The sequence below is a fragment of the Mesorhizobium sp. WSM4820 genome (assembly GCF_055811075.1).
This window is the reverse complement of sequence record NZ_JBVVQN010000001.1, coordinates 457,441-470,196: the sequence shown is the minus strand read 5'-3', so window position 1 is coordinate 470,196 and position 12,756 is coordinate 457,441. Positions and strand designations below refer to the sequence as shown.

Below are 12,756 nucleotides of genomic sequence, written 5' to 3'. Positions count from 1 at the left end.
GGACGTCTTGCTTATTCGGCCGCGTCGGGCAGCCGGATCGGGTTGTCGTCGAGCTTGGTGTTCTCCAGCTCGACATTGAGGCCCAGAGACCGCATTTCCTTGACGAGAACGTTGAAGCTCTCGGGGATGCCGGCCTCGAAGGTATCGTCGCCTCTGACGATCGCCTCGTAGACCTTGGTGCGGCCAGCGACGTCGTCCGACTTCACCGTCAGCATCTCCTGCAGCGTGTAGGCGGCGCCGTACGCTTCGAGCGCCCAGACCTCCATCTCGCCGAAGCGCTGGCCACCGAACTGCGCCTTGCCGCCCAGCGGCTGCTGGGTAACGAGCGAGTACGGCCCGATCGAACGCGCGTGGATCTTGTCGTCCACAAGGTGGTGAAGCTTGAGCATATATATGTAGCCCATCGTCACTTTGCGATCGAACGGCTCGCCGGTGCGTCCGTCATAGAGCTGCGACTGACCGCTGGTGTGCAGGCCCGCCTGCTCCAGCATGATGTTGATGTCGGCCTCGTGCGCGCCGTCGAACACCGGTGTCGCGATGGAGACGCCGCGGCGCATCTGCTCGCTGAGGCGAACGACGCTGTCGTCGTCATAGTCGCGGACCGGCTCGTTGCGGTCGTTGGCCGGCATGAAGCTCTCGAGCGTCTTGCGCAGCGGCTTGATGTCGCCGCCTGTCTTGTAGGCGTCGATCAGCTCGCCGATCTTCCTGCCCATTCCGGCGCAAGCCCAGCCCAGATGCGTCTCCAGGATCTGGCCGACATTCATGCGGCTCGGCACACCCAGCGGGTTGAGCACGATATCGGCATGCGTGCCGTCCTCGAGGAACGGCATGTCCTCGACCGGAACGATCCGCGACACGACACCCTTGTTGCCGTGCCGGCCGGCCATCTTGTCGCCGGGCTGCATCTTGCGCTTCACGGCCACGAAGACCTTGACCATCTTCATGACGCCGGGAGGCATCTCGTCGCCGCGCTGCACCTTCTCGACCTTGTCCATGAAGCGCTGTTCGAGCGCCTTCTTGGAATCGTCGTACTGGCCACGCAGGGCTTCCAGTTCGCTCTGGAGCTTTTCGTTCTCCACCGCAAACTGCCACCACTGCGAACGCGGATACTCGTCGAGCGTGTCCTTCGACAGCTTCGAGCCCTTCTTGAAACCCTTCGGCCCGGCAATCGCATCCTTGCCGACGAGAACGTCGGACAGGCGCGAATAGACGTTGCGGTCGAGAATCGCCTGCTCGTCGTCGCGGTCCTTGGCGAGGCGTTCGATCTCCTCGCGTTCGATCGCCATGGCGCGCTCGTCCTTCTCCACGCCGTGGCGGTTGAAGACGCGCACTTCGACGACGGTGCCGAAGGTTCCGGGCGGCATGCGCATGGAGGTGTCACGCACGTCCGATGCCTTTTCGCCAAAAATGGCGCGCAGAAGCTTTTCTTCCGGCGTCATCGGGCTTTCGCCCTTCGGCGTGATCTTGCCAACCAGGATGTCGCCCGGCTGCACTTCCGCACCGATATAGACGATGCCAGCCTCGTCGAGGTTCTTCAGCGCTTCTTCCGAGACGTTGGGGATGTCGCGGGTGATTTCCTCCGGCCCGAGCTTGGTATCGCGCGCCATGACCTCGAACTCCTCGATGTGGATCGAGGTGAAGACGTCATCGGCGACGATGCGCTCGGACAAGAGGATCGAGTCCTCGTAGTTGTAGCCGTTCCACGGCATGAACGCGACCAGCACGTTGCGGCCGAGCGCCAGATCGCCGAGCTCGGTCGACGGACCGTCGGCGATGATGTCACCCTTGTTGACCAGGTCGCCCATGCGCACCAGCGGACGCTGGTTGATGCAGGTGTTCTGGTTCGAACGCTGGAACTTCATCAGCCGGTAGATGTCGACGCCCGACTTGCCGGGATCGAGATCTTCCGTGGCGCGGATGACGATACGCGTCGCGTCGACCTGGTCGACGATGCCGCCGCGGCGGGCGCCGATGGCCGCGCCGGAGTCACGGGCAACGATCGGCTCCATGCCGGTGCCGACGAACGGCGCTTCGGCGCGCACCAGCGGCACGGCCTGACGCTGCATGTTCGAGCCCATCAGCGCGCGGTTGGCGTCGTCGTTCTCGAGGAACGGAATCAGGGCCGCGGCCACCGACACCATCTGCTTGGGCGACACGTCCATCAGATCGACGTTTTCGCGCGGCGCCATCATCACTTCGCCGGCATTGCGGCAAATGACGAATTCGTCGACGAAACCACCATTCTTGTCGAGCTCGGCATTGGCCTGCGCGACGTGGTGCTTGGCCTCTTCCATCGCGGAGAGATAGACGACCTCATTGGTCAGCTTGCCGTTGACGATCTTGCGGTACGGGCTCTCGATGAAGCCATACTTGTTGACGCGCGCAAATGTGGCCAGCGAGTTGATCAGACCGATGTTCGGGCCTTCCGGCGTCTCGATCGGGCAGATGCGGCCGTAATGCGTCGGATGCACGTCGCGCACCTCGAAGCCGGCGCGCTCGCGGGTCAGACCACCGGGTCCAAGCGCCGAGAGACGGCGCTTGTGGGTGATCTCCGACAGCGGGTTGGTCTGGTCCATGAACTGCGACAGCTGCGAGGAACCGAAGAACTCGCGCACGGCGGCAGCCGCCGGCTTGGCGTTGATCAGGTCCTGCGGCATCACCGTATCGATCTCGATCGAGGACATGCGTTCCTTGATCGCGCGCTCCATGCGCAAGAGGCCGACGCGGTACTGGTTCTCCATCAGCTCGCCGACCGAGCGCACGCGGCGATTGCCGAGATTGTCGATGTCGTCGATCTCGCCCTTGCCATCACGCAGTTCGACCAGCGTCTTGACCACGGCCAGGATGTCGTCCTTGCGCAGCACGCGCACGGTGTCCTCGGCCTTGAGCTCGAGGCGCATGTTCATCTTGACGCGGCCGACGGCCGACAGGTCATAGCGCTCGCTGTCGAAGAACAGCGAGTTGAACATGGCTTCGGCGGTTTCCAGCGTCGGCGGCTCGCCGGGGCGCATGACACGGTAGATGTCGAACAGCGCGTCCTGGCGGCTCTCGTTCTTGTCGACGTTGAGCGTGTTGCGGATATAGGCGCCGACATTGACGTGGTCGATGTCGAGAACCTTGATCTCGTCGTCGCCGGCGGCGAGAAGCACTTTTAGCGTCTTTTCGTCGATCTCGTCGCCGGCCTCGAGGAAGATCTCGCCGGTCGCATAGTTGACGATGTCCTCGGCAAGGTAATTGCCGAGCAGATCCTCGTCGGTCGCCTTGATCGCCTTGAGACCCTTTTCGCCGAGCTGACGGGCCTGGCGTGCGGTGATCTTCTTGCCGGCCTCGACGACGACCTCGTTGGTGTCTGCATCGACCAGGTCGCCGACAGCCTTGAGGCCGCGGAAACGCTCGACGTTGAACGGGATGCGCCAGTGGTCGCCGGCGCGCTTGTAGGTGATCTTGTTGTAGAAGGTCGACAGGATCTCCTCGGCGTCCATGCCGAGCGCCATCAGCAGCGACGTCACCGGAATCTTGCGGCGGCGGTCGATGCGGGCGTGCACGACGTCCTTCGAGTCGAACTCGATGTCGAGCCACGATCCGCGATAGGGGATGACGCGCGCGGCAAACAGCAGCTTGCCCGACGAATGCGACTTGCCCTTGTCATGGTCAAAGAAGACGCCCGGCGAACGGTGCATCTGCGAGACGATGACGCGCTCGGTGCCATTGACGATGAAGGTGCCGTTCAAGGTCATGAGCGGCATGTCGCCCATATAGACGTCCTGCTCCTTGATGTCCTTGATCGACTTGGCGCCGGTATCCTCGTCGATATCGAACACGATGAGGCGCAGCGTCACCTTGAGTGGCGCGGCATAGGTCAGGTCGCGCTGACGGCATTCGTCAACGTCGAATTTCGGTGCTTCGAACTCGTACTTCACGAATTCCAGCATCGAGGAGCCGGAAAAGTCGGAAATCGGGAACACCGATTTGAAAACCGCCTGCAGCCCCTCGTCAGGACGCCCGCCCCTGGGCTCCTCGACCATCAGGAACTGGTCATAGGATGCCTTCTGAACCTCGATCAGGTTCGGCATCTCCGCAACTTCCGGAATCTTTCCGAAGAATTTGCGTACGCGTCTGCGGCCATTGAAAGTTTGTGTCTGGGCCATCGTCGCTCCTTAGCTCGATTCTCGGGGCGAGCCTCGCCGCGGCTCGCCTTGCATTCTCGGCCACCTTCGGCGGCGGCCTTTATTTGTTCACCCGCCACCTGTCGGTGGCCGGCCAAAACGGGAGAAAACCCGTTTCCTGAAGGCCGGCTTACGGCCCTCAGGAAAGAGGTTTTCGTACTCTTCGCGTTACGCAGCCTCCCTTCGCGCCAAGGGAGCGGCGGACGGCGCGAAGCCGCCCGCCGATATCAAACGCTTACTTCAGTTCGACCTTGGCGCCGGCTGCTTCCAGCTGGGCCTTGAACTTGTCCGCGTCGGCCTTGGAAACAGCTTCCTTGACCGGCTTCGGAGCCGCCTCGACCAGGTCCTTGGCTTCCTTGAGGCCAAGACCGGTGATGGCGCGAACTTCCTTGATGACGTTGATCTTCTGAGCGCCCGCCTCGGTGAGGACGACGTCGAATTCCGTCTTTTCCTCGACCGGAGCAGCAGCAGCCGCAGCACCGCCGGCGGCAGCAACCGCCACCGGAGCAGCAGCGGAAACGCCCCACTTTTCTTCCAGAAGCTTCGACAGCTCGGCCGCCTCGAGGACGGTCAGCTTCGAAAGGTCGTCTACGATCTTTGCCAGATCAGCCATTGCAATATTCCTTCATAAGGTTCGAACGTGTGTTTGTGATAGCGAGGAACGGCCTCATGCCGCCTCGTCCTTCCGGGCGTAAGCGCCGATGACGCGCGCGACCGAAGCCGCAGGCGCATTGACGATCTGGGCGATCCGGGTTGCCGGCGTGGCGATCATGCCAACCAGCCTGGCGCGCAGCTCATCGAGCGACGGAAGTGTGGCGAGTGCCTTCACACCGTCGGCGTTGAGCGAGGTGGTGCCCATTGCGCCGCCGAGAATGACGAGCTTGTCATTTCCCTTGGCGAAATCGGACGCGACCTTCGGCGCCGCAATCGGATCCTCCGAATAGGCGATCAGCGTCTGTCCCTTGAACAGGTCGATGATCGATGCGGAGTCCGTGCCCTGAAGAGCGATTTTGGCGAGACGGTTCTTCGCGACTTTGACGGTGCCACCGGCGACACGCATTTTCGACCGAAGGTCGTTCATTTGCGCGACGGTAATACCGGCGTAGTGGGCCACGACGACTGAACCAGCGCCCGAAAACGCTTCATTCAGGCCCGTGACGAGTTCGCGTTTTTCCGCTCTGTCCACTGCCTATCTCCAGTTGACCCCAATCCTGTTAACGGGAACATTCCCATTACGAGGACAGGCGTCGGGTTGCCTTTTGCCGGCCGGGCCATCCAGTAACGGATCTCCCGAACGACGCTCGAGGATCCTGCCCCCTTTCGCCACACCAGCCGGCAAGCCGAATGGTGCGCAGACAAAAGGCAAACACGGTTCGAACCTTTCATTGGAGCAGTCGCTCCGTTGTCCGGTCTTCACCCGTCTCATGCAGGCCCACATGAATTAAGGCCCCCCTTGAACCAAGGCCTGGGGCCGCCCGCAATCTCGGACAGGATGTCCGGAAGCCTTCCGACTTCCGGTACCGGGCCGCCAAGATAAATCGGAGGCCCGGAATTCTGTTTGCGGATCAGCCCTTTAGCGGCAGATCCGAATGGTTCGTATCAGGACGCTGCCAGCGTCGAGACGTCGAGCTTGAGACCAGGGCCCATCGTCGAGGTGACCGACACCTTCTTGACGTAGTTGCCCTTGGCGCCAGCCGGCTTCGCCTTGGTCACGGCGTCAGCGAAGGCGCGAACATTCTCTTCCAGCGCCTTGACGTCGAACGAGATCTTGCCGACGCCGCCATGAACGATGCCGGCCTTCTCGACGCGGAACTCGACCGCGCCACCCTTCGACGCCTTGACGGCGGCGGTAACGTCGGTGGTGACAGTGCCGACCTTCGGGTTCGGCATCATGCCACGCGGGCCGAGCACCTTGCCCAGACGGCCGACCAGCGGCATCATGTCCGGCGTGGCGATGCAGCGATCGAAGTCGATCGTGCCCTTCTGGACGATGTCGACCAGATCCTCGGCGCCAACGATATCGGCGCCGGCCGCCTTGGCTTCCTCGGCCTTGTCGCCACGCGCGAAAACCGCGACGCGGACGGTACGGCCGGTGCCGTTCGGCAGGTTGACCACGCCACGGACCATCTGGTCGGCATGGCGCGGGTCGACACCCAGGTTCATCGCGATTTCAACGGTCTCGTCGAACTTCACCGAGGACCGGTCCTTGAGCAGCTTCAGCGCATCACCCAAGGCATAGGCCTTGTTGGGATCGATGCCTTCGCGGGTCTTCGATACACGCTTTGCAATCTTTGCCATGATCTCAGCCCACCACTTCCAGACCCATCGAGCGGGCGGAGCCCTCGACCATGCGCATGGCCCCCTCGATATCGGTCGCGTTCAGATCCTTCATCTTCTGCTCGGCGATGGCGCGCACCTTGTCGCGGCCGATCGTGCCGGCCTTGACCTTGCCCGGCTCCTTCGAGCCCGACTTCAGGTTTGCGGCCTTCTTCAGGAAGTAGCTCACCGGCGGCGTCTTCATGACGAAGGTGAACGACTTGTCCTGGTAGTAGGTGATCACGACCGGAACCGGCGATCCCTTTTCCATTTCCTGGGTCTGCGCGTTGAACGCCTTGCAGAACTCCATGATGTTGATGCCGCGCTGACCAAGCGCCGGTCCGATCGGGGGCGACGGCGTCGCCGAGCCCGCGGAAACCTGGAGCTTGAGCTGGCCTGCAATTTTCTTAGCCATCTCTTCCTGCCTTTATCTCATGCCGGCCCCAAATCTGGGCAACACCGGCGGTTGCAGTCTGGTGGTGCGGTTCCTGCAGCGGGCTAAAGCCGCATTCGCCTCCCACCCGTTTTGGCGGCGATTTCCACGCCGCCTCCCTCACCGCCGAATTGGCGACAAGGATTTCGGATCAGCCCTTTTCGACCTGTCCGAATTCGAGATCGACCGGCACGGCGCGCCCGAAGATCGAAACTTCCACCTTGAGCCGCGCCCGCTCCTCGTCCACTTCCTGGACGAAACCGTTGAACGAGGCGAACGGACCGTCCGAGACGCGGATCGCCTCGCCGATCTCGAAAGTGACCGACGGCTTCGGCCGCTCGACGCCTTCCTGCACCTGGTTCAGGATGCGCTGGGCCTCGGCCTCGGTGATCGGCACCGGCTTCGAATCACCCAGGAAGCCGGTGACCTTCGGCGTGTTCTTCACGAGCGAGAACACTGCGTCGGTCAGGTTGGCCTTCAGCAGCACGTAGCCCGGGAAGAACTTGCGCTCGGCATCGACCTTGCGGCCGCGGCGTATCTCGACGACCTTCTCGGTAGGCACCACGATCTGCTCGATGTCAGCGGACAGGCCTTTCTGCTTGGCCTTGTTCTCGATGTCCTCAGCGACCTTTTTTTCAAAGTTCGAATAGGCGTGGACGATGTACCACCGCGCAGTCATTTCAAGGCTTCTCCGTAATCGCCGGACTCAGCGTCCAATGCCCAGAATCTGCTCGACCGCGAGGCCCATGAGCTGATCGGCAGTAAAGAAAAAGATCATCGCGATCACAGCGAACGCCAGAACCATCACCGTCGAGATCATCGTTTCGCGACGCGACGGCCAAGTCACCTTGGCGGTCTCCGCGCGAACCTGCTGGAGAAAGACGAATGGATTTGTGGTTTTCGAAGCCATGTGCCGCTCTGTCTGCAAGACCCGTTGACCGGATCTCCTGGATGATCCCGCTGGCCGGGATGTGCCGCCTGAGCCTGTGTCCGCGCCGAATCAGCGCAATCATTTCGCCCATGCAAATCGGACGCGTAAAGCCGGCTTCCCAGCTCCACGCGTCGCGTGTCTGTTTCGTCTACATAAAACCGATTCTTGATCCACGCAAGTGGCAAGTGTCCGCTTTATGCCAAACGCCGCCTCGGAACCATCCAGTCGTCCCGTTCCGGCTATGGCGCTCTTATGCCTCAAGACAGCCTATATGGCAAGCCACCGCGCGATTTTCAAAAGGTCGATGCGCGGAAGACCAGACTTTTTTCTTGAATTGACCATTTCGAAAAATGGCACGGGTTTCATGAATTGGCCATTTCGAAGAATGGCACGGGCAGCAGGGCTCGAACCTACGACCTGCGGTTTTGGAGACCGCCGCTCTACCAACTGAGCTATGCCCGTATCGCGCGCTGCTATTTCATAAAGCGGACAAGAACTCAAGTCGAGTTTTCAGGCGTGGCCGCGCCGGGCTGCAATCGTCGAAATCCGAGGGCCAGCGCCCAGGCGCATATCAGAAGTTCGAGGGCAAAAGTCCAATGCAACATAAAGCTCATGACCCAGTTGCGATACATCGCCGGGACCGTGACGAGTTCGAGCGCGCGCCGGTCGAACGGCATTAGCCACATGATAGGCGACGCCACGCTGTCCAGGATCATGTGTATAATTGCGGCGGCAAAGAAGGCGCCGACGGGGGCCAGATATCGCGGATCCCGCCATTTCGCGACCGACACTGCCACAACGCCAACCGCTGCCCAGAAGAGCGGCCAGTGCGTGAAGTAGGCGTGGTGATGGGTTCGTCCGCCATCGACAAAATGGAAATAGACCATGTCAAGGTCCGGGACGACGCTGCCGAGCATTGCCGCCGCCATGATCCCCGATCTGCCGGGCCAACGATTTCCTACGAAAGTACCGAGTATGTAGCCAGCCGGAAGATGAGCGATCAGCATCGTCAAACCTTGTTCATTGCCGAATCGGTCGAACGTCGCGGCGGATTGTGGCGCATTCAGGAAGGACTATCCCGCCTCGCCCTATCGCGCTCGGCTGGGGCGTGCCTGCACCCTTACAACTTGACGGCCGCCTCGGCCTGAACCTCGGACGTCGACACGACGCGGCAATTCTCCGGCATTGGCTGCGACTTGCAGATGGTCGGACCGGTAAATTCGTCTGCCGAACCAAGCCCGGTCGTCAGCCCGACTTTCAGCATCGTCTCGGGTTCGAGCTGCCGATGGCGCGAGGCGGGCACCGACCGCATCGCCACCAGCAGACCGGGTCCGACCGCCATGTCCCTGAGATAGGTCTTGACCCGCTGCTCCAGCCCCATCGGGTGCACGGTCAACTGCGCGCGAGGACCGACAAGGCGTCTGACACCGCCGGCAAGCATGATCGGACAGGCCGCGCCACACGCGCCGCTCGCATCGATCGTCAGCCCGACATGGACGCCATCCTTGGCGGTGCAATCCGCCTTGTCCGGTTCGCATCCAATGAAGTCCGTCCGCGCAACCGCCACGTCGAGCTTGCGTTCTCGGATCAACCTTCCGGCGGCCAGAGCGCCGAGCACGTCGCCTCCCGGCGAGTTGATCACCACGGGAAGTCGCCGGTCACCGATCGTGTCAAGCAGTTGGCGCAGCCGTTCCGGCGTTTGAGCGCTGATCGTGCCTTCCGCCGAGATCCATTCGGGACAATTGGGATCGCAGAGAAAACTTCTGCCGCGAACCAGGACGAAGCGCATATCGCCAACATCGGCCGGCTGCCCGGTTTCAGGTTCGACCGGCGCGGCGGGAGCGGGCTTGGCGTACGCCACCACGTCGCCGGCCGGCGCCGGTATTTCCCTGCAGTTCGCGGCCACCGGATCGGTGTTGCACAGGGTTGGCGCGGTCAGCAGGTCCACGGCATCCAGGCTGGTCACCAGCTTCGCCTGCAGCATGTCGTAGGGCGCCAGCTGCTGGATGCTGCTGGCCGGCGTGTTCTTCATCGTCTCGAGCACGGCCTGGCCGACGCCCATTTCGTTCAGATAGGCAGCCAGTCTTTTCTCCACCGACTTGCTCATCTCGTAGGTCTTGTAGCTGCCGGCGTTCTTGCGGCCGACGATCTTCTTGCTGAGGATCTTCTTCTTGCCTCTGACCACGCGATAGGTGGTCCGGTACTGCAATTTCGTGCGGATGTAGGTCGTGGTGATCTGATGCACGCCGAGAAAGGCCCATTGCCCGACGACGCGCTTGATGCCGCCGGCAAACATCAGCGGACAGGCTGAATTGCAGATGGCGCCGTCGGCATAGGCATTGCCGAAGTAGCGAGCGCCCTTGCCGTCGTTTTGCTTGCAGTCCCTGGCATCGGGCTGGCAGCCGGTGAACCGGGTTTTACCGACCGCGATATCGAGCTTGTTCTTGCGGAGCAGCCGGCCAAGCGCCAGCGCCGCTTCGACGTTGCCGCCGGGAGAATCCACGACAACGGGCAGTTTTCGGCCACCAAGCCCCTTGAGCGTGCGCTTGAACAGGGCCGGCGTGCCGGCCTCTATCGAGCCTTCAGCCGATATCCATTCCGGGCAGGTCGGTTCGCAACCAGGCGCGCTGCTGCGGACGACGACAAACCGCATCGTCGGACCAAGATCCGGCGCGGATTTTTTTGTATTCGCCGCAAAGGCAGCGTGTCCCATGACCAGGAACGACGCCAGCAACATCATCCCAAGCATCCACCATGCCTGGCCATTCAGACGGTGCCATGGAACCATTCGGGCAAGCCCCCCGCAATGCGACCTATAGTAGTTCAGCTTTGCCGGCTTGCAACAGCGTTTTGCGACGATGGCGCAAGCGCCGGCCGTACCCAAAAAAGTATGCCCGCCGTATCCAAAAGCGAGACGGGCGGCCCGAAGACCGCCCTTCGAGGTAGGGCTTTGGGTATTTCAACGGCTACGGCTTTGGTGTGAATTGTGCGTCAACCTTGAGCGCCGATACCGCTGGGCAATTTTGCGGCCTCGGTTCGGTTTTACAGACAGTTGGCCCCACCAAATGGTTCGCCGATTCAGGTCCCGTCGTCAGTCCCATCGTCAACATTGTGCCGGGTTCGAGCCGGAGCCGGAGCAATCTAAAATCGGCGAAATTGAACTGCACCGGCGGAAACAGATTCTGCTTGATCGACATTTCCGCAAGATAAGTGCGTACCCGCTCAGCGAACGCCAGCGGTTGCACACTCACAAGCGCATCAGGACCGACGAAACGTCTGACGCCACCGCCGAGCAATATCGGACAGACGGCTTCGCACTGCCCACCTGAATTTCTCGCGACGCCAGGATAAAACCCATCCGTTGGCGCGCACCCTTTGTCCTGCGGCTTGCACCCAGGAAAATCGGTGCGCGCAATCGCGACGTCAAGCTTGCGTTCGCGGATCAACCTTCCGATGGCCAAGGCGCTGAGCAAATCGCCCCCCGGCGAACTCACGATCAACGGTAGACGCCGGCCGCCAACGGTATCGAGCAATTGGCGAAATATCTTCTGCGAATCGGGCGTGATCGTGCCTTGCGCAGCAATCCATTCGGGACAATCGAGACCGCATTTCGGGTCGCTGCTCCGGACCAGGACGAAACGCATCGAATTGTCGACCGGCGCTGGACGGGCCGACGGAGTGGCTGGAACGGCCCCCCGGACGGCCACCACTGCCGTCTTGGCCGGCTTGGCATTCGCTGGGACCTCTCTGCAGTTCGCCGGCGCCGGATTCCGCCGGCATATGCCCGCCTGCGTAAGTATGTCGAGGGTGTCCCTGCTGGTGACCAGCTTCATCGTCAGCATGTCGTCGAGGGCGATCTGCCGGATATCACTGGCAGGCGTAGCCTTCATTACGTCAAGAACGCCCCGCCCGACGCCCATCTCCCTGAGATATGCCGACAGCCTCTTCTCAAGCGCCTTGCTCATCTCATAGGTCTTGTAGCCGATATTGTCTTGAGTGACGGTTTCTGTGGTGACCTTATATTTTTTGCCCCGCACAACCCGATAGGTGGTTCGATATTGCCGTGTGGTGCGGAAATGGGTCGTAGTGATCTGATGGACGCCCAGATGGGCCCAACCGCCGACCACGCGTCCGACGCCTCCGGCAAACATCAGCGGACATGCGGAGTTGCACATGGCACTGCCGTCGGACGCAATGCCGAAATATGCGGCGCCCTTGCCATCATTGGCCCGGCAATCCTTCATCCCGGGCCAACAATCGGAAAACCTGGTTAAACCGACGGCGATATCGAGCTTGTTCTTGCGGATTATTCGACCAAGCTGGAGCGCAGCATCGACATTGCCGCCCGGGGAATTGACGATAATCGGCAGTTGGCGGCGGCCGAGTGTCTTCAATATACGCTTGAGTTTAGCTGGCGTACCTGCCTCGATTGCGCCTTCGGCAGAAATCCATTCCGGACAGTTTGGCTCGCAGCCGGTGGCGCTGCTGCGCACGACGATGAACCGCATCTCGGAGAAACCATCGGTCCAAGCCTCCGGATCGGACCATTTCGGGAAGACATCCTCGGCTTTCGCGGCAAAGGCAGCCATCGCGATTGCGACTACCGGCGCCAGGCGAACCAGCCCGCGCCACCACCCGGCCATACTGCTTAAACGGCGTCCCCAAACCACGCTTGGCAAAAGCCCCCTCAATGCAACCTATAATAGTTGCGGCGGTGGTGCTTGCAATAGCTTTGAAACGACCGCGCAAGATTGTTCTGCGTGGAGCCAGTAAACGTAGAAAGGGCGGCCAGAAGACCGCCCTTCCCTGTCGATCCGACAAATGCCGGCGTCGATTACTCTTTGATGGTGACGACGATGCCGGCACCGACGGTGCGGCCGCCTTCACGGATGGCGAAGCGCAGCTTCTCT

General features: G+C 61.5%; 11 protein-coding genes and 1 tRNA gene. 1 reads left to right on the top strand and 11 read right to left on the bottom strand.

Annotated features, from left to right (window positions below; translation table 11 throughout):
- Positions 1 to 11: 11 nt before the first annotated feature.
- The 11 genes from rpoB to AC0L2R_RS02345 form a co-directional block, all read right to left on the bottom strand.
- Positions 12 to 4,148 carry a DNA-directed RNA polymerase subunit beta gene (rpoB, locus tag AC0L2R_RS02395; RefSeq protein ID WP_473507617.1) on the bottom strand — a complete coding sequence of 1,379 codons (4,137 nt, stop codon included), beginning with the start codon at positions 4,146 to 4,148 and terminating at the stop codon, positions 12 to 14.
- Positions 4,149 to 4,401: 253 nt separating this feature from the next.
- A complete protein-coding gene (rplL, locus tag AC0L2R_RS02390; RefSeq protein WP_023680442.1) occupies positions 4,402 to 4,779 on the bottom strand; it encodes a 50S ribosomal protein L7/L12 in 378 nt (125 codons plus the stop codon).
- Positions 4,780 to 4,833: 54 nt separating this feature from the next.
- Positions 4,834 to 5,352 (bottom strand): 50S ribosomal protein L10, encoded by a 519-nt coding sequence (gene rplJ, locus AC0L2R_RS02385; protein ID WP_023798119.1) that lies wholly within the window; start codon positions 5,350 to 5,352, stop codon positions 4,834 to 4,836.
- A 413-nt stretch (positions 5,353 to 5,765) separates the two neighbouring features.
- Complete coding sequence (gene rplA / locus AC0L2R_RS02380; RefSeq protein ID WP_027155818.1) at positions 5,766 to 6,464, bottom strand: 50S ribosomal protein L1; 699 nt, start codon at positions 6,462 to 6,464, stop codon at positions 5,766 to 5,768.
- 4 nt (positions 6,465 to 6,468) lie between these two features.
- Positions 6,469 to 6,897: a 50S ribosomal protein L11 gene (gene rplK, locus AC0L2R_RS02375; RefSeq protein ID WP_023798121.1), complete on the bottom strand. Its 429-nt coding sequence runs from the start codon at positions 6,895 to 6,897 to the stop codon at positions 6,469 to 6,471.
- Positions 6,898 to 7,066: 169 nt separating this feature from the next.
- The gene (gene nusG, locus AC0L2R_RS02370; RefSeq protein ID WP_006333333.1) at positions 7,067 to 7,594 is read right to left on the bottom strand and encodes a transcription termination/antitermination protein NusG; all 528 of its coding nucleotides are present in this window, start codon (positions 7,592 to 7,594) and stop codon (positions 7,067 to 7,069) included.
- Between the two features lie 27 nt (positions 7,595 to 7,621).
- On the bottom strand, positions 7,622 to 7,825 hold the full coding sequence (secE, locus tag AC0L2R_RS02365) for a preprotein translocase subunit SecE (protein ID WP_013531408.1): 204 nt from the start codon (positions 7,823 to 7,825) through the stop codon (positions 7,622 to 7,624).
- Between the two features lie 407 nt (positions 7,826 to 8,232).
- Positions 8,233 to 8,308 (bottom strand) — tRNA-Trp (locus tag AC0L2R_RS02360).
- A gap of 35 nt (positions 8,309 to 8,343) precedes the next feature.
- Positions 8,344 to 8,853 (bottom strand): metal-dependent hydrolase, encoded by a 510-nt coding sequence (locus AC0L2R_RS02355; protein ID WP_473507738.1) that lies wholly within the window; start codon positions 8,851 to 8,853, stop codon positions 8,344 to 8,346.
- A 113-nt stretch (positions 8,854 to 8,966) separates the two neighbouring features.
- The gene (locus AC0L2R_RS02350) at positions 8,967 to 10,634 is read right to left on the bottom strand and encodes a COG3904 family protein (protein WP_473507616.1); all 1,668 of its coding nucleotides are present in this window, start codon (positions 10,632 to 10,634) and stop codon (positions 8,967 to 8,969) included.
- A gap of 178 nt (positions 10,635 to 10,812) precedes the next feature.
- Positions 10,813 to 12,435 carry a COG3904 family protein gene (locus AC0L2R_RS02345; protein WP_473507615.1) on the bottom strand — a complete coding sequence of 541 codons (1,623 nt, stop codon included), beginning with the start codon at positions 12,433 to 12,435 and terminating at the stop codon, positions 10,813 to 10,815.
- A 128-nt stretch (positions 12,436 to 12,563) separates the two neighbouring features.
- Here AC0L2R_RS02345 and AC0L2R_RS02340 point away from each other — a divergent pair.
- A partial coding sequence (locus AC0L2R_RS02340; protein WP_473507614.1) for a hypothetical protein occupies positions 12,564 to 12,756 on the top strand: 193 nt, incomplete at its 3' end.

Bases quoted from the DNA above. Each gene is read 5' to 3' on its own strand.
- rpoB (WP_473507617.1), bottom strand. From the start codon at position 4,148: ATGGCCCAGACACAAACTTTCAATGGCCGCAGACGCGTACGCAAATTC.
- rplL (WP_023680442.1), bottom strand. From the start codon at position 4,779: ATGGCTGATCTGGCAAAGATCGTAGACGACCTTTCGAAGCTGACCGTC.
- rplA (WP_027155818.1), bottom strand. From the start codon at position 6,464: ATGGCAAAGATTGCAAAGCGTGTATCGAAGACCCGCGAAGGCATCGAT.
- rplK (WP_023798121.1), bottom strand. From the start codon at position 6,897: ATGGCTAAGAAAATTGCAGGCCAGCTCAAGCTCCAGGTTTCCGCGGGC.
- nusG (WP_006333333.1), bottom strand. From the start codon at position 7,594: ATGACTGCGCGGTGGTACATCGTCCACGCCTATTCGAACTTTGAAAAA.
- secE (WP_013531408.1), bottom strand. From the start codon at position 7,825: ATGGCTTCGAAAACCACAAATCCATTCGTCTTTCTCCAGCAGGTTCGC.
- AC0L2R_RS02355 (WP_473507738.1), bottom strand. From the start codon at position 8,853: ATGCTGATCGCTCATCTTCCGGCTGGCTACATACTCGGTACTTTCGTA.
- AC0L2R_RS02350 (WP_473507616.1), bottom strand. From the start codon at position 10,634: ATGGTTCCATGGCACCGTCTGAATGGCCAGGCATGGTGGATGCTTGGG.
- AC0L2R_RS02345 (WP_473507615.1), bottom strand. From the start codon at position 12,435: ATGGCTGCCTTTGCCGCGAAAGCCGAGGATGTCTTCCCGAAATGGTCC.